The 14,493-nt window shown below is 67.2% G+C and carries 17 protein-coding genes; 13 read left to right on the top strand and 4 right to left on the bottom strand.

From position 1 onward, the window contains the following. Positions 1-62 precede the first annotated feature (62 nt). Together ATE62_RS03375 and ATE62_RS03370 are read right to left on the bottom strand one after the other, a co-directional pair. Positions 63-1,502: an NAD-dependent succinate-semialdehyde dehydrogenase gene (locus tag ATE62_RS03375; protein ID WP_058806486.1), complete on the bottom strand. Its 1,440-nt coding sequence runs from the start codon at positions 1,500-1,502 to the stop codon at positions 63-65. Between the two features lie 45 nt (positions 1,503-1,547). Beyond that, positions 1,548-2,147: a TIGR02466 family protein gene (locus tag ATE62_RS03370; RefSeq protein WP_058806557.1), complete on the bottom strand. Its 600-nt coding sequence runs from the start codon at positions 2,145-2,147 to the stop codon at positions 1,548-1,550. Positions 2,148-2,193: 46 nt separating this feature from the next. Between ATE62_RS03370 and ATE62_RS03365 the strand changes: the two genes are divergently transcribed. The 5 genes from ATE62_RS03365 to ATE62_RS03345 all read left to right on the top strand — a co-directional run bounded on the left by ATE62_RS03365 (position 2,194) and on the right by ATE62_RS03345 (position 5,015). Next, a complete protein-coding gene (locus ATE62_RS03365; protein ID WP_058806485.1) occupies positions 2,194-3,114 on the top strand; it encodes an SMP-30/gluconolactonase/LRE family protein in 921 nt (306 codons plus the stop codon). A 27-nt stretch (positions 3,115-3,141) separates the two neighbouring features. After that, complete coding sequence (locus ATE62_RS03360) at positions 3,142-3,606, top strand: GlcG/HbpS family heme-binding protein (RefSeq protein ID WP_082662573.1); 465 nt, start codon at positions 3,142-3,144, stop codon at positions 3,604-3,606. 64 nt (positions 3,607-3,670) lie between these two features. After that, positions 3,671-3,919, top strand: a complete 249-nt coding sequence (locus tag ATE62_RS03355) for a type II toxin-antitoxin system Phd/YefM family antitoxin (protein ID WP_058806483.1) — start codon at positions 3,671-3,673, stop codon at positions 3,917-3,919. A gap of 6 nt (positions 3,920-3,925) precedes the next feature. Then, positions 3,926-4,312 carry a type II toxin-antitoxin system VapC family toxin gene (locus ATE62_RS03350; RefSeq protein ID WP_058806482.1) on the top strand — a complete coding sequence of 129 codons (387 nt, stop codon included), beginning with the start codon at positions 3,926-3,928 and terminating at the stop codon, positions 4,310-4,312. Positions 4,313-4,325: 13 nt separating this feature from the next. After that, complete coding sequence (locus tag ATE62_RS03345; RefSeq protein WP_058806481.1) at positions 4,326-5,015, top strand: VIT1/CCC1 transporter family protein; 690 nt, start codon at positions 4,326-4,328, stop codon at positions 5,013-5,015. Here the strand turns inward: ATE62_RS03345 and ATE62_RS03340 are convergent. After that, positions 5,012-5,395 (bottom strand): DUF488 domain-containing protein, encoded by a 384-nt coding sequence (locus tag ATE62_RS03340; RefSeq protein WP_058806480.1) that lies wholly within the window; start codon positions 5,393-5,395, stop codon positions 5,012-5,014. The two genes, ATE62_RS03345 and ATE62_RS03340, sit on opposite strands and share 4 nt — an antisense overlap. Before the next feature lie 56 nt (positions 5,396-5,451). On the opposite strand from ATE62_RS03340, the gene ATE62_RS03335 reads away from it, so the two are divergent. Both ATE62_RS03335 and ATE62_RS03330 read left to right on the top strand, forming a co-directional pair. Further along, positions 5,452-6,558, top strand: a complete 1,107-nt coding sequence (locus ATE62_RS03335) for a DUF2855 family protein (protein WP_058806479.1) — start codon at positions 5,452-5,454, stop codon at positions 6,556-6,558. Continuing rightward, on the top strand, positions 6,555-7,211 hold the full coding sequence (locus tag ATE62_RS03330) for an HAD-IA family hydrolase (RefSeq protein WP_058806478.1): 657 nt from the start codon (positions 6,555-6,557) through the stop codon (positions 7,209-7,211). The genes ATE62_RS03335 and ATE62_RS03330 overlap by 4 nt, the downstream gene beginning before the upstream one ends. A 409-nt stretch (positions 7,212-7,620) precedes the next feature. Here the strand turns inward: ATE62_RS03330 and ATE62_RS03325 are convergent, their stop codons facing one another. Next, positions 7,621-8,517: a LysR family transcriptional regulator gene (locus tag ATE62_RS03325; RefSeq protein WP_058806477.1), complete on the bottom strand. Its 897-nt coding sequence runs from the start codon at positions 8,515-8,517 to the stop codon at positions 7,621-7,623. An 89-nt stretch (positions 8,518-8,606) separates the two neighbouring features. Here ATE62_RS03325 and ATE62_RS03320 point away from each other — a divergent pair, with 89 nt between their 5' ends. The 6 genes from ATE62_RS03320 to ATE62_RS03295 all read left to right on the top strand — a co-directional run bounded on the left by ATE62_RS03320 (position 8,607) and on the right by ATE62_RS03295 (position 14,476). Further along, positions 8,607-9,317: a CoA transferase subunit A gene (locus tag ATE62_RS03320; RefSeq protein WP_058806476.1), complete on the top strand. Its 711-nt coding sequence runs from the start codon at positions 8,607-8,609 to the stop codon at positions 9,315-9,317. Then, positions 9,317-10,186: an HAD family acid phosphatase gene (locus ATE62_RS03315; RefSeq protein ID WP_058806475.1), complete on the top strand. Its 870-nt coding sequence runs from the start codon at positions 9,317-9,319 to the stop codon at positions 10,184-10,186. The genes ATE62_RS03320 and ATE62_RS03315 overlap by 1 nt, the downstream gene beginning before the upstream one ends. Next, on the top strand, positions 10,186-10,821 hold the full coding sequence (locus tag ATE62_RS03310) for a CoA transferase subunit B (protein ID WP_058806474.1): 636 nt from the start codon (positions 10,186-10,188) through the stop codon (positions 10,819-10,821). Before ATE62_RS03315 ends, ATE62_RS03310 begins: the two co-directional genes overlap by 1 nt. Continuing rightward, entirely contained in the window at positions 10,814-11,263 is a 450-nt protein-coding gene (locus tag ATE62_RS03305; RefSeq protein WP_058806473.1) for a hypothetical protein, read from the top strand. The genes ATE62_RS03310 and ATE62_RS03305 overlap by 8 nt, the downstream gene beginning before the upstream one ends. Before the next feature lie 51 nt (positions 11,264-11,314). Further along, positions 11,315-12,634: a serine hydrolase domain-containing protein gene (locus ATE62_RS03300; protein WP_058806472.1), complete on the top strand. Its 1,320-nt coding sequence runs from the start codon at positions 11,315-11,317 to the stop codon at positions 12,632-12,634. Between the two features lie 66 nt (positions 12,635-12,700). After that, positions 12,701-14,476 (top strand): B12-binding domain-containing radical SAM protein, encoded by a 1,776-nt coding sequence (locus ATE62_RS03295; protein ID WP_197411594.1) that lies wholly within the window; start codon positions 12,701-12,703, stop codon positions 14,474-14,476. Positions 14,477-14,493 lie beyond the last annotated feature (17 nt).

The following is a 14,493-nucleotide window of genomic DNA, read 5'->3' as shown; positions in this document are numbered from 1 at the left end:
CCCTCCGTCAGCGCTTCGCGCTGCCACCTCCCCATCGCTGCGCGTGGGGAGGATCTTGGGTCTCAGTAAATATGCACCGCCTTGGTCACCAGATAACCATCCAGCCCCTCGGGGCCGCTTTCGCTGCCGAAGCCCGATTCCTTGATGCCGCCGAAGGGCATGTCGAGCGTCGAGATGACGAAGCTGTTCACCCCGACCATACCGCTCTCGATCACGTCGACGATGCGGTTGATGCGGCGGCCGTTCTCGGTGAACGCGAACGCCGCTAACCCATAAGGCAGCCGGTTCGCTTGTTCGAGCGCCTCCTCCTCGGTGCCGAACGGGCGGATCAGCGCCATCGGGCCGAAGGGTTCGTGGTTCATCGCATCGGCCTCGACCGGCACGTCGGCGATCGCGGTCGGCTGGAAAAAATAGCCGTTGCCGGTTGCCTCACCGCCCGCGATGACGCGCGCGCCCTTCGCCTTCGCGTCGGCGACCAGCGCCTCGAGCGCCGGGATCCGCCGAGCGTTGGCGAGCGGGCCCATCTGCGTGTCGGCGTCGAGGCCGCTGCCGATCTTCACTTTCGCAGTGCGCTCGGCGAAGCCCTTCACGAACGCGTCGTAGATGCCCTGCTGGACATAGAAGCGCGTCGGCGAGATGCACACCTGGCCCGCATTGCGGAACTTCTGCCACACGACCTTGTCGAGCGTCGCCTGAAGGTCGCAATCGTCGAAGATCAGCACCGGGGCGTGGCCGCCGAGTTCCATCGTGATGCGTTGCGCACGGTCGGCGGCGAGCCGCATCAGATGTTTGCCGACCGCGGTCGAGCCGGTGAAGCTGACCTTGCGGATTACCGGGCTGGCGAGCAGGTGGCGGCTGATCATGTCGGGGTCGCCATAGACGAGCTGCACCGCGTCGCCGGGAATGCCCGCGTCGATCAGGCAGCGCATGATCGCGCTGGTGCAGCCCGGGGTTTCCTCGGGCGCCTTGGCGATCACGACGCAGCCCGCGGCGAGCGCGGGGGCGATCTTCTTGACCATCAGGTTGACCGGGAAATTCCAGGGCGAGAAGCCCGCGACCGGGCCGACCGGATGCTTGGTAACCATCGCACGCTGACCGAGCGGACGCTGGAGCACGCGACCCTCGATGCGCTTGCCCTGCTCGGCGAAATAGGCGAGCAGCCCCGCGGCCGACAGCACCTCGCCGCGCGCCTCGCCGATCGGTTTGCCCTGTTCGAGCGTCATCAGCGTCGCGATATGCTCGACGCGCTCGCGGATCAGCCCCGCGGCCTTGTGCATCAGCGCGGCGCGCTCGTCGGGGGTCTTGGCGCGCCATGCCGGCCAGCCGCGTTCGGCAGCGGCGAGCGCTTCGTCGAGGTCGGCGGCGGTCGCCACCGGCAGCTCGGCGATCGTGCCCGCGGTCGCGGGGTTGAACACCGGCCGCGCCTCGCGCCCCTCCCCACTCCGCCAGGCACCGGCGATGAAAAGCTGGAGGTCGGCGTCGTAAGTCGCGGTGTCGGTCATCGGGGATCCTTATGGGGGCTGAGGATGCGCCCCATATAGGCCGCCTCAGCGATAGTTAAAGCTGATGCTGATCCGCTCGCCCTTGCCGCTGTGCGGCATCACCTCGTGGCGGAGCCAGCTTTCCCACAGGAAGACGCGGCCCGCCGCAGGTTCGGCATAGACGAAGGGATGCAGATGCTCGGGCGCACCGTCGGTGCGGCCGGGCGCCGCCATCAGCATCGCGAGCCGCGGATCCTCGAGCTTGAGCGCGCCCGATCCCGGCGGGACCGCGACGTAGAAGGTGCCCGACACGATGCTGTGCGGGTGGATATGGCCGCTGTGCGTGCCGCCGGGCTTGAGGATATTGACCCACAGGCTGTCGAGCTTCAGCGGTTTGGCGAGGTCGAAATGCGCGGCTTTGGCAAAGGCCTTGACCTCCTTGTCGAGCAGGCGCTTGAGGTCGTGAAACGCCGGATCGCGCTCGGGCAGGTCGCCGAGGCTCGCATAGCTCGTATAACCCTTATAGCCATGCTCGCGGCTCCAGCGCCGGCCGGCGAGGTCATCCTCGGCAAGTTGGCGGCAGCTATGCTCCAACTCTTCCAAAAGGTCCGCCGACCCGGCGTCGGCTTCGTAGAAAAGGCTGGCGAAGAGCGAACGAACGGGCATGATGGCCGCAAAGCACAGCAGCAAAGCACAAGCAAGGGAGACGAGGATGGCCGAGTTTGAACTGATCGCCGACGGATTGCGCTTTCCCGAGGCCCCGGTCGTGATGGAGGATGGCAGCGTCATCGTCGTCGAGATCGAGGCGGGGCGCATCACGCGCTGCTGGCCGGGCGGGCGCAAGGAGGTCGTCGCGACCCCCGGCGGCGGGCCCAACGGCCTCGCGATCGGCCCCGACGGCAAGCTTTACTGCTGCAACAACGGCGGGTTCAACTATGTCGAATCGAATGGCTATCTCGCGCCGCACGGCATCGCCGACGATTATTCGGGCGGGCGGATCGAACGGATCGACATCGACACCGGCGAAGTCGAAATCCTCTACAAGACCGGCGACCAGGGCATCGTGCTGCGCGGCCCCAACGACATCATGTTCGACGATCATGGCGGCTTCTGGTTCACCGACCATGGCAAGGTCGATTACGAGAAGCGCTGCCACGACATCGTCGGCATCTTCTATGGCAAGGCCGATGGCAGCTTCGTCGAGGAGGTGATCTTCCCGAGCTACAACCCCAATGGCATCGGCCTGTCGCCCGACGGGACCAAGCTCTACACCGCCGAGACCTATACCTGCCGCCTGACCCAGTTCAACATCATCGCCCCCGGCAAGGTCGCGCCCGACGCGGGGCCCGGCGGCCCGGGCATCCCGCTCTATCGCCCCGCGGGCTATAAATTCTTCGACAGCCTGGCGATGGAAGCGAACGGCAATATCTGCGTCGCGACGATCGGCGAGAGCGGCATTTCGGTCGTCGGCCCCGATGGGTCGCTGGTCGAATTTGTCGCGACCGACGATATCTTCACGACCAACATCGCCTTTGGCGGACCCGACATGCAGGATGCCTATCTCACCTTGTCGGGCACCGGACGGTTGGTGAAGACGCGCTGGGCCAGGCCGGGGCTGAAACTGCCCCACTGATCCCGCGCCCCGCGAGGGAGGCAAGGGATGAGGATCATGGGAATGGCCGCGCTGCTAGTCGCGGCCCCGGCAGCCGCGCAGGGGCTGACCGCCGCACAGGCCGACGCCATCGTCAAAGGCTGCGCCGCGCATGCGCGCGCCAAGGAGCAGAGCCATGCGATCGCGGTCGTCGATACCGGCGGCCAGATCGTGGCCGCATGGCGGATGGACGGCAATGCGTTCGGGATGATGGATTTTTCGATCGAAAAGGCCCGCGCCGTCGCGGCCTGGGGTTTCCCGACGAGCGGAATGGAGGAAGCGGCCAAGAGCACGCCGGGCTTTGCCGACGCGCCGCATGTCGTGACCGTCGCAGGCGGGGTGCCCGTCTTCTCCGCCGACGGACGCACACGGCTGGGCGGCGTCGGCGCGTCGGGCGAAGCGCCGGCGGACGATGCCGCTTGCGCCGCCGCGGGAATCGCGGCGGCTGGACTGAAATCCGAGCGCGCCCGCTGACCGGCGTGGCGCCAGAACCCCGCTCGATATTGACTTAGTCAAGTGACTTAGCTAAGTTCATGGCATGACGATCGTGACCATTCACGAAGCGAAGACGCATCTGTCCCGCCTGATCGCGCGCGTGCTCGCGGGTGAAGAGGTGACGATCGCGCGCGGCAAGGAGCCGGTGGTCAAGCTGATGCCGGTGAAGGAGCTGCCGAAGGCGAAGCGCGTCCTGGGCACGCTGAAAGGCAAGATCGATCTCGACAAGGGATTCTGGGATCCCCTGCCCGAGGAAGACCTGGCGCTGTGGAACGGCGAAGGCGGCAACTGACGCGCGATGAACCTGCTGCTCGACACGCACGCGCTGATCTGGGCGGCCAACGAACCGGAACGACTGCCGGATGCGGTGCGGGCCGCCATCGAGGACGCCGACAATCGCATCTGGATCAGCGCGGTGTCCGCGATCGAGGTCGCGATCAAATTCCGGATCGGCAAGCTGGAAGGCGCCGACGAACTCGCCGAGCGGTTCGAAAAGGTTATAGCGGGTTTCGGCTTCGAGCAACTGCCGATTTCAGTCGCGCACGCCAGCCTGGCGGGCCTGCTGCCGTTCGAGCATCGCGATCCCTTCGATCGCATATTGATCGCCCAATCGCAGATCGAACAATATTCGCTGGTGTCCAACGAGAAGCTGTTCGACCAGCTCGGCGTCATTCGCTTCTGGTAGGGGGAGCCCGCGCATGCACGAGGAAACCCACGCCGTCACGCGGATCGGCTGGCTACGCGCCGCGATCCTCGGCGCCAACGACGGGATCGTGTCGACCGCCAGCCTGATCGCGGGCGTGGCGGCGGCGGGCGCGCCGCAAGCGTCGATCCTCGTCACCGGCGCGGCAGGGCTGGTCGCCGGGGCGATGTCGATGGCGGCGGGCGAATATGTGTCGGTGAGTTCGCAGGGAGATGCCGAGAAAGCCGATGTCGAGCTGGAGAAGCGCCACCTCGCCGCCGACCCCGAGTTCGAGCTGGAGGAATTGACGCAAATCTACGAGCAGCGCGGGCTGGATCGTGCGCTGGCCGAGCAGGTCGCGCGGCAGCTTACCGACCATGATGCGCTCGACACGCATCTGCGTGACGAGCTCGGATTGACCGACGCGATGGCGGCGCGGCCGGTGCAGGCGGCAATTGCGTCGGCGGCGAGCTTCGCGGCGGGGGCGGCGCTGCCGCTGGCGGTCGTGCTGCTCGACCGGAGCCAATCCTTGCCTCTGACCGTCTCTGCCTCTTCGCTCGTCTTCCTCGCCATCCTCGGTGCGCTCGGCGCCCGCGCGGGCAACGCGCCGATGCTGCGCCCGGTGGTACGCGTGACCTTCTGGGGCGCGATGGCGATGGCGGCGACGATCGCGATCGGATCGCTGCTCGGGACGACGGTGGGTTAGCGGCGCTCCAGCCACTCGCACAGCGCGACGGCATTGTTCCGCGCTGGGTCCTTGGCGGCATAGAGCAAAGTTACCGGCCCGGCGCTCGCCGCGGCGTCGAGGGTGAAAAGCGCCGCCTTCGCCTCGTCGCTGCCGACATCGAGTTCCGCGAAATAGTCGCGCCGGAACGCATCCCAGGCCTCGTCCGATTCGGCGGTCGCGCCGTGATAGGTCTTGCGCAGCGCGTCGCTCGGCGACAGCGGCTTCAGCCACGCCGCCAGCGCCGCCTTCTCCTTCGACACCCCGCGCGGCCACAGCCGGTCGACCAGGAAGCGCGCGCCGTCACCTGCCGCTACGGGATCGTGGATGCGTTTGACCGCGATTGTCAGGGGCGCTGCCATCTGTATGACTATCGTCCATCCCGCGTCCGCGGGCAAGCAGCCGGAGGGGTCCGCAGATGAGTGAAACCGGATGGGCGATCGACATCGATCGCGACGATATTGCGCGCGCCGAACTGGTCAGCGATCCCGCCGCGCCGCTCGAGCCCGGACAGGTGCGCGTCGCCGTCGACAGCTATGCGATGACCGCGAACAACATCACTTACGCGGTGTTCGGCAAACCCGCGGGGCTGTTCGGCAACGACCAGGGCTATTGGGATTTCTTCGCCGAGCGCGGCGTGCCGGGGCGCCTGCCCGTCTGGGGTTTCGCGACGGTGACCGAGAGCGCCGCCGAGGGAATCGCGGTCGGCGAGACTTTCTACGGCTATTATCCGATGGCGAGCCACGCGGTCCTCACGACCGCGAACGTCGGCCCCGGCGGCTTCACCGACGTCACCCCGCGCCGCACCACGCTGCCGCCGATCTACAACCAGTATCAGCGCGTCGGCGCGCTCCACGATTATCGCGCGACCGACCATGATTATTGGCCGGTGTTCCGTCCGCTGTTCCTCACGGGCTGGCTGATCGCCGACCAGTTCGAGGACGAGGGCGATTATGGCGCGGCGCAAATCCTGATCGCCAGCGCGTCGAGCAAGACCGCGATCGGGCTCGGCTTCTCGCTCGCGCAGCGGAGCGGGCATCGCCCCGAGACGATCGGGCTGACCAGCGCCGCCAACGTCGAGGCGCTGGCCGCGCAGGGCATCTACGACCGCGTGATCGCCTATGACCAGATCATGACGCTCAATCCCGGCACCCCATCGGCGCTGGTCGACATGGCGGGCAATGGCGCCGTGACGCGCGTCGTGCACAGCCATTTCGGGGGCCAGCTCAAGGCCTCGATCATCGTCGGCAAGTCGCATTGGGACGCGCAGGCCGACGATGCCGGCCTGCCCGGCCCCGAGCGCCAGGGCTTCTTCGCCCCCGGCCGTAGCCAGAAGCGGATCGCCGACTGGGGCGGGCCGGCGTTCGGGCAGAAGATCGCCGAGGCCTGGCTAGGCTTCATGGACGTCGCTCCGCGGCTCGCGGCGATCGACAAGCGCCGCGGCGGCGAGGCGGCGCTCGGCGCGTACCAGGAAATGCTGTCGGGCCGCGCCGACCCCAAGGCGGGGATTGTCGTTTTGCCATGACCATCACCACCATCATCTTCGACTTCGGCGGGGTCATCACCGCCTCGCCCTTCGAGGCGTTCAACCGGCTGGAGGCCGAGCGCGGGCTGCCGCGCGATTTCGTGCGGCGGGTCAATGCGGCCAATCCCGACGACAATGCCTGGGCAAAGTTCGAGCGCGCCGAGATCGACGCCGCGACGTTCGACAGCCTGTTCGCCGAGGAGGCGCGCGCGCTGGGGCACGAGTTGGAAGGCGAGGCCGTGCTCGCGGTGATCGCGGGCGCGGTGCGCCCTGCGATGGTCGCGGCCCTCGACACGCTGAAGGCCAAGGGCTTTCGCATTGCGTGCATCACCAACAATGTTCCCGGCGGCAAAGGCGTCAAGGGCGCGGGCATGACGCGTAGCGACGAGGCCGCGACCGTGGTCGCCAACATCATGGCGCGCTTCGAGCATGTCATCGAATCGAGCAAGGCCGGGGTGCGCAAGCCCGATCCCGCCATCTATCGGATGATGTGCGAGACGCTGGGCGTCGAACCCGCCGAATGCGTCTATCTCGACGACCTCGGCATCAACTGCAAACCCGCCGCCGCGCTCGGCATGCACGCCATCAAGGTGACGAGCGGCGAACAGGCGCTCGCCGACCTGTCGGCGGTGCTGGGGGTCGCGCTGCCCTGACGAGCGATTTCCCAGAGGCGAACGGGTGTCGGCTTTGGGTGGGGAGCCTGCCTTGCCTTGTTCCAAAGTTCAGGGAAGTTCAGCCCAGTGAGCCTCCCGAATAGAGGCCTCGGAGATTGCTGTATTCGCCGAACGGAAGAGTCGAGGTCGACGCTGGCATAGCCAGATTTATTAGGAAAGGCCTTTTTTGAAGGTGGCGGTTTTGGGGTGGGGAGCGGACGTTCCTAATCCTCCCCGCGGCGAAGCCGTGGGGAGGGGGACCGCCCGCAGGGTGGTGGAGGGGTAGAAGCCTCGATCGTCAGTTTCAGGCCGCCACCCCTCCACCATGCTTCGCATGGTCCCCCTCCCCATCGCTTCGCGACAGGGAGGATTAAAACGGCCGCTCCCGCCCGATACCAGCCATTCGCGACTAATCCCGGACCGTCACATCCGACAGATCGAGTTCGGCGGCGCGGCCGAAGATCTGCGCGAGCAGCGGCTCGCTGTCGGCGACGCGCATCGCGACGTGGAATTCGACCGGGGCGAGCGCGGGCATGCCGGCGATCTCGACCAGCGCGCCGCCGACCAGTTCGCCGCGCACCATCGGTTCGGGGAAGATGCCGATCCCGCCGCCGGTGCGCGCGATGTCGATCATCGTGCGCGCGTTGTTGCACAGATTCAGCGATTTCTGCGCGATGCGCGACGCGGTGATCGCCTCGCGCATGCGGCCGTGGATCGGCGACGGGCTGGCGAGCGACCAGACGGGCACGCTCGCGCCCTCGCCGAACGCCGCCGCGACCGCAGGGCTCGCGAGCCAGACGAGCGCGACCTGACCGATCGGGCTGGTCTTGAGCGCGGGATGCGCGACCGGCCCCGCGGCGAAGACCATGTCGGTGCGCCCGGTGAGCAATTGCTGGATCAGGTTGGCGGTGAGGTCGATCTCGATCTCGAGCCCGACGTTGGGCATGTCGGCCTTGAGCGCCGCGACGAAGCCGGGGAGGCAGCTCGCCGCCGCGATCTCGCCCGCGCCGATGCGCACCACCCCGCTCGCCTCGCCATAGCCGCCGCTGCCGAGCAGCGCGAGTTGCATGTCGCGCAGCAACGGGTCGCAGTCGCGCACCAGCTTGCGCCCCGCCGCCGTCAAGGACATCGTCCGCCCGTCGCGGCGGAACAGCGTCGAGCCAAGGCGTTGCTCGAGCTCGCGCATCCGCGCCGACACCGCGGGCTGCGTCGTGTTCAGCCGCTCGGCGGCGGCCGAAAAGGTGCCCAGCCGGTCGATCCATAGCAGGGTTTCGAGATGGTAGAGCGAGACGCGACTGATAGACATTGTTTATGCATAATCGAAAAATAGAATAATTAGAATTGATGGATTTTGTCGGCCAAAACCGTCGCGCCGCAACCACGAGGAGTCCGTTCATGGGTAACAAGCGCTACGCCGACGCAGCCGCCGCACTCGAAGGGCTGCTCTTCGACGGCATGCAGATTTGCGCGGGCGGTTTCGGCCTCTGCGGCATTCCCGAACGGCTGATCGATGCGATCCGCGACGCGGGCACGAAAGACCTGACCATCGCCAGCAACAATGCCGGGATCGACGGCGAAGGGCTCGGCAAGCTGCTGCGCACGCGGCAGATCAGGAAGATGATCAGTTCCTACGTCGGCGAGAATAAGGAGTTCGAGCGGCAATATCTGGCGGGCGAGCTCGAGGTCGAATTCTGTCCGCAGGGCACGCTCGCCGAACGCTGCCGCGCCGGCGGTGCGGGCATCCCCGGCTTCTACACCAGGACCGGCGTCGGCACGCTCGTCGCCGAGGGCAAGGAAGTGAAGAATTTCGACGGGCAGGATTATATCCTCGAACGCGGCATCTTCGCCGACCTCGCGATCATCAAGGGATGGAAGGCCGACGAAAGCGGCAACCTCATCTTCCGCAAGACCGCGCGCAACTTCAACCAGCCGATGGCGACCGCGGCGAAGATCTGCGTCGCCGAGGTCGAGGAAATCGTGCCGACCGGCAGCCTCGACCCCGACGCCATCCACCTGCCCGGCATCTATGTGAAGCGCATGATCGTCGGCGCGCCCTACGACAAGAAGATCGAATTCCGCACGACGCGCCCGCGCGAGACGGCGTGATGCGCGGTCTCGCCATTGCGGCGTCGCTGTTACTGGCCGGGTGCGCGAGCGCGCCCGCCGAGATGGCGACAACGCCGCCGCCGCCTGCCCCTCCCCCTGCCGAGGCCGCCAAGCCGCCGGTCGCGCTGCAATATCTCTATGGCTCGCCCGAAGCTGCGGTCGCGGTGCGCGCGACCAATGCGCGGATCGCCGATTATGGTGTTTGGCGGATCAAGGAGCGGCCGAAGGATAGCGTCGTTCTTGCGCCGGGCGCCACAATGGATGCCCCGGCGTTCGAGCCGTGCGGCGACAAACCCTTCGCCGCAGTCTTCGACGCCGATGAAACGCTGATCTGGAACCTCGGCCCGATGCGGTATTTCGCGCAGGAAGGCACCAGCTTCGACCCCAAGGTCTGGGACCAGTGGGAAAAGACCGGCGCGGGCAAGGCGGTCGCGATGCCGGGCACGGTCGAGATGGTGAGCAAGCTCCGCGCCGCGGGGATCGCCGTCATCGCCAACACCAACCGCAGCGCCGCCAATGCCAAGGGCAGCGAGGATACACTCCGCGCCGCCGGGCTCGGCGACTTCAAACATGGCGAGACCTTGTTCCTGATGGGCGACGACGCCGGCGGGTCGAGCAAGGACGGCCGCCGCGCGACCATCGCTTCGAAATATTGCGTCATCATCTTGGGCGGTGACCAGCTCGGCGACTTCAGCCAGCAGTTCAACGTCAAGGACCTGCCCGCCGCACAGCGCATGGCGCTCGCGACGAGCGCGACCGCACTCTGGGACAAGGGCTGGTTCCTGTTCCCCAACCCCGTCTATGGCCCGTGGGAAAAACTGGGCTGGGACGACGCCTTCCCCTCCGACAAAAATTGGGAGCCGAAATAATGCCCTGGACGCGCGACGATATGGCGGCACGCGCCGCGAAGGAACTGCAGGACGGCTATTACGTCAACCTCGGCATCGGCATCCCGACGCTGGTTGCGAATCATATCCCCGCGGGGATGACGGTGACGCTGCAGTCGGAGAATGGCATGCTCGGCATCGGCCCTTTTCCCTATGAGGGCGAAGAAGATGCCGACCTGATCAACGCGGGCAAGCAGACGATCAGCGAAGTGTCGCAGTCGGCCTATTTCAGCTCTTCGGACAGCTTCGCGATGATCCGCGGCGGGCATATCGACCTGACCGTCTTGGGCGCGATGGAGATTGCCGAGAATGGCGACATCGCCAACTGGATGATCCCGGGCAAGATGATCAAGGGCATGGGCGGCGCGATGGACCTGGTCGCCGGCGTGAAGAAGATCATCGTCGTGATGGAGCACAACGCCAAGGACGGCAGCCCGAAGTTCATCCCCGAATGCACGCTGCCGCTGACCGGCCAGAATGTCGTCGACATGATCATCACCGACCTCGCGGTGTTCAGGCGCGACGATCATAAGAGCCCGTTCCGGCTGATCGAACTCGCCCCCGGCGTCACCGCCGAGGAAGTCGCCGAAAAGACCACGGCGCATTATATTGCCTGACGTCGCCGCCAGCCCCGGCTCCAGCTGGCTGATCGTCGGCGGGTGGCTGTCGGTGCTCGCCGCGCTGCTCCATCTCGCCTGCATCTTCGGCGGGCCCGACTGGTACCGCTTCTTCGGCGCCGGCGAGGGCATGGCGCGCGCCGCGTCGCGCGGCGACCTGCGCCCGACCCTGATCACATTGGGCATAACCGCCGTTCTGCTGATCTGGGCCGCCTATGCCTTTTCGGGCGCGGGGTCGCTGCCGCGCCTGCCTTTGCTGCGCACGGGGCTGGTCGTGATCACCGCCATCTATCTGCTCCGCGCACTGCTGTTCGTGCCGCTGCATTTCTGGCGGCCGCAGCACAGCGACGCTTTCGCGATCTGGTCGTCGCTGATCGTGCTGGTCTATGGCACGGTCTATGCCGTCGGGACCTTCAAGGCGTGGCCCTTTATGGGGCGTTGATCGCAGCGGGGGTGACGGCGGCGCCCGGCGCGGCTAAGACGGCGCCAAAATATGAAGTCGCAACCGTCCAAGAAGAAATCCACGAAGCGCGTGATCGCCGCGCTGGTAGCAGTCGCCGCGCTGGGATCGGCCGGCTGGTTCGGCCTGCGCGCGCCCGGCGGCGACCATCATGCGCTCGCCAGCGTCGCGATCCCGATCAGGCCGCCCGCGAACCTGCCCGACACCCCCGCCGAATGGCGCGGGCGGATCGACTATCGCGCGCTCGACAAGCAGCTGACCGACCTCGCGCAGCGCCCCGAAATGGCGGGGCTGGCGGTCGCGGTGGTCGAGGACGGCAAGCTCAGCTTCGTGCGCGGCTATGGCGTCGCCGACGCCGCGACCGGCGCACCGGTCACCCCGCATACGCTGTTCCGCTGGGCCTCGGTCTCGAAGACCGCGACCGGCGTGCTCGCCGCCAAGCTGGCGAAGGACGGCACCGTCGACCTCGACCGCCCGGTCGCGGGATGGCGTAGTTCGTCGCTGCGCCTGCCGGGCGGGGCGGAGACGCAGCTCCGCCTCGACGACCTGCTCGCGCAGCGCACCGGGCTCACCAAAAACGCCTATGACGAAAAACTGGAGGAGGGGCAGAACCCGCAGTTCCTGCGCGCCGGTCTCGCCACTGCGCCGCTGCAGTGCCAACCCGGTACCTGCTACACCTATCAGAATATCGCCTTCGACACCGCCAGCGAAATCCTGGCCGAGGCCGCGAACGAGCCCTTCGCCGACGCGGTCGAGGATCGTTTCTTCCGCCCGCTCGGCATGGTCAGCGCGGGTTATGGCATGGCGCGGCTGACCGGCGCCAAGGACTGGGCGCGGCCGCACCGCAACGGCCAGCACGTCCGCGAGGTCAAGGAAGCCTATTGGCGCGTCCCCGCCGCCGCGGGGGTCGAGAGCGACATCGTGGATTTCGCGACCTGGATGCAGGCGATGATGGGCGCGCGCCCCGACGTGCTGCCGGGCAAGGTGCTCGAGATCGCGCACAGCCCGCGCGTCGGCACCGGGCGCCTCTATGGCGGCACGCTGCGCCAGGCGACGAGCAATGCGTCCTACGGCCTCGGCTGGCGGCGCTTCAGCTATGGCGATCGCCAGCTCGAAGGGCATTCGGGCGCGGTCGCGGGGTATCGCGCGACGATGATCTTCGAGCCCGCGACGCGGACCGGCGTCGTGGTGCTGTGGAACAGCGACTGGGGCTTCCCATTCCGCGTCCCCTTTGCGGTGATCGACAGCTATCACCGGCGCGAAGGCACCAACTGGCTCGACATGAGCGAACTGCCGCATCGCGGCGCGGCGCCGGTGGCGGCGCCCGCGGCGACCGAGCACAGCAACGGGTAGGCGCCGGTCCGGGCACGGAAAATCCGGGGCTGGCGGCCTCCCCTGCCGCGCGCTAGGACTATGGTCTTGGCCGACGAATCATCCCTGCCCGCGCAACGCCACACCGCTTCCGAAGGGGGCGCTTTCCACATCTGGCTGGTCAAGCCGACGCGCTACGACGACGACGGCTATCCGCTGCAATGGTGGCGCTCGATCATCCCGTCGAACTCGCTCGCCTGCCTGACCGGGATCATCGAGGATGCGCTGGCGCGCGGCGTGCTCGCGGGCCGCGAGGTGCGCATCGAGGTGATCGACGAAATCCACAGCAAAGTCGACGCCGCGAAGATCGCACGCTCGATCCGCCGCGCCGGCGCGGGTTTCGTCGGGCTGGTCGGGGTGCAGTCGAACCAGTTCCCGCGCGCGCTCGACCTCGCGCGTATATTCCGCGCTGGCGGCGTGCAGGTCGCGATCGGCGGCTTCCACGTCTCGGGCTGCCTGTCGATGCTCAAGACGATGCCCGCCGAACTGGTCGAGGCGCAGGACATGGGCGTCTCCTTCTTCGCCGGCGAGGCCGAGGAGGGCCGGATCGACGAAGTGCTGGTCGACGCGGCGAACGGCGCGATGAAGCCCGTGTACAACTGGCTGGGCAAGACCCCGCACCTCGAAGGCGCGCCGCTGCCGCTGCTGCCCAAGGCGCAGGTCGACCGCAACATCAACCGCTACGCCAGCTTCGACCTGGGGCGCGGCTGCCCCTTCGAGTGCAGCTTCTGCACGATCATCAACGTGCAGGGCCGCAAGAGCCGCTTTCGCACCCCCGACGACCTCGAGGCGATCGTCCGCGCCAATGCCGCGCAGGGGGTGTCGCGCTTTTTCCTGACCGACGATAATTTCGCGCGCAACCGCCATTGGGAGCCGCTGCTCGACCGGCTGATCGCGCTGCAGGCCGAGGGGTTGGGCGTGCGCATGGCGATCCAGGTCGACACGCTCGCGCACCGCATCGACGGCTTCATCGACAAATGCGTCGCCGCGGGCGCCGACCAGATCTTCATCGGGCTGGAGAATATCAATCCCGACAATCTGGAGGCGGCGAAAAAGCGCCAGAACCGCGTCGAGGAATATCGCGAGATGTTCCTCGCGTGGAAGCGCCATCCGGTGGTGATCACCTGCGGCTATATCATCGGCTTTCCGAACGACAGCTATGCTTCGGTGATGCGCGACATCGCGATGCTGAAGGAAGAGCTGCCGGTCGACACGCTCTATCTCAACTATCTGACCCCGCTGCCCGGCAGCGAGGATCATCGGCGCCTGCTCGACGGCGGGGTGTGGATGGACCCCGACCTCAACAAATATGACCTCAACCACCGCGTCACCCATCATCCGGCGATGAGCGACGAGGAATGGGAGCGCGCCTATCGCGACGCGCACCGCAGCTTCTACAGCTGGGACCATATGGAGCGCATCCTGCGCCGTATGGCCGCGCTCGGCTCGAACAAGAAGCGCACGACGGTCAACCGCCTGCTCGCCTATCGCGAAGCGGTGCGCCTGGAGGGCGTCGCCAAGCTCGAATCGGGCTATGTCCGGATCAAGCGGCGGACCCAGCGGCGGCCGGGCCTGCCGCGCGAGAACCTCTTCGCCTTCTGGACGGGCTATGCAGCGCACACATTCCATGCGCTCGGCGGCAGCCTCGTCACCTATGTGCGCCTCTACCGGATGATGCGGCGGATCGTCACCGATCCGAACCGCTTCGCCTATCGCGACCGCGCGATCAGCGCCGACGCGGGCGACGCCGCCTCGCCGCTGGTCGACGAAACGCGCGCGACCGACCATTCGCAGCGCCGCGCGGCGCGCGCCAAGGCCGCCTGACCGGCGATCGGGGACCG

It is taken from the genome of Sphingopyxis sp. HIX, assembly GCF_001468285.1.
Lineage (GTDB): Bacteria > Pseudomonadota > Alphaproteobacteria > Sphingomonadales > Sphingomonadaceae > Sphingopyxis.
The sequence above is the reverse complement of the archived record's forward strand: the minus strand, read 5'-3'. Positions and strand labels throughout refer to the sequence as shown.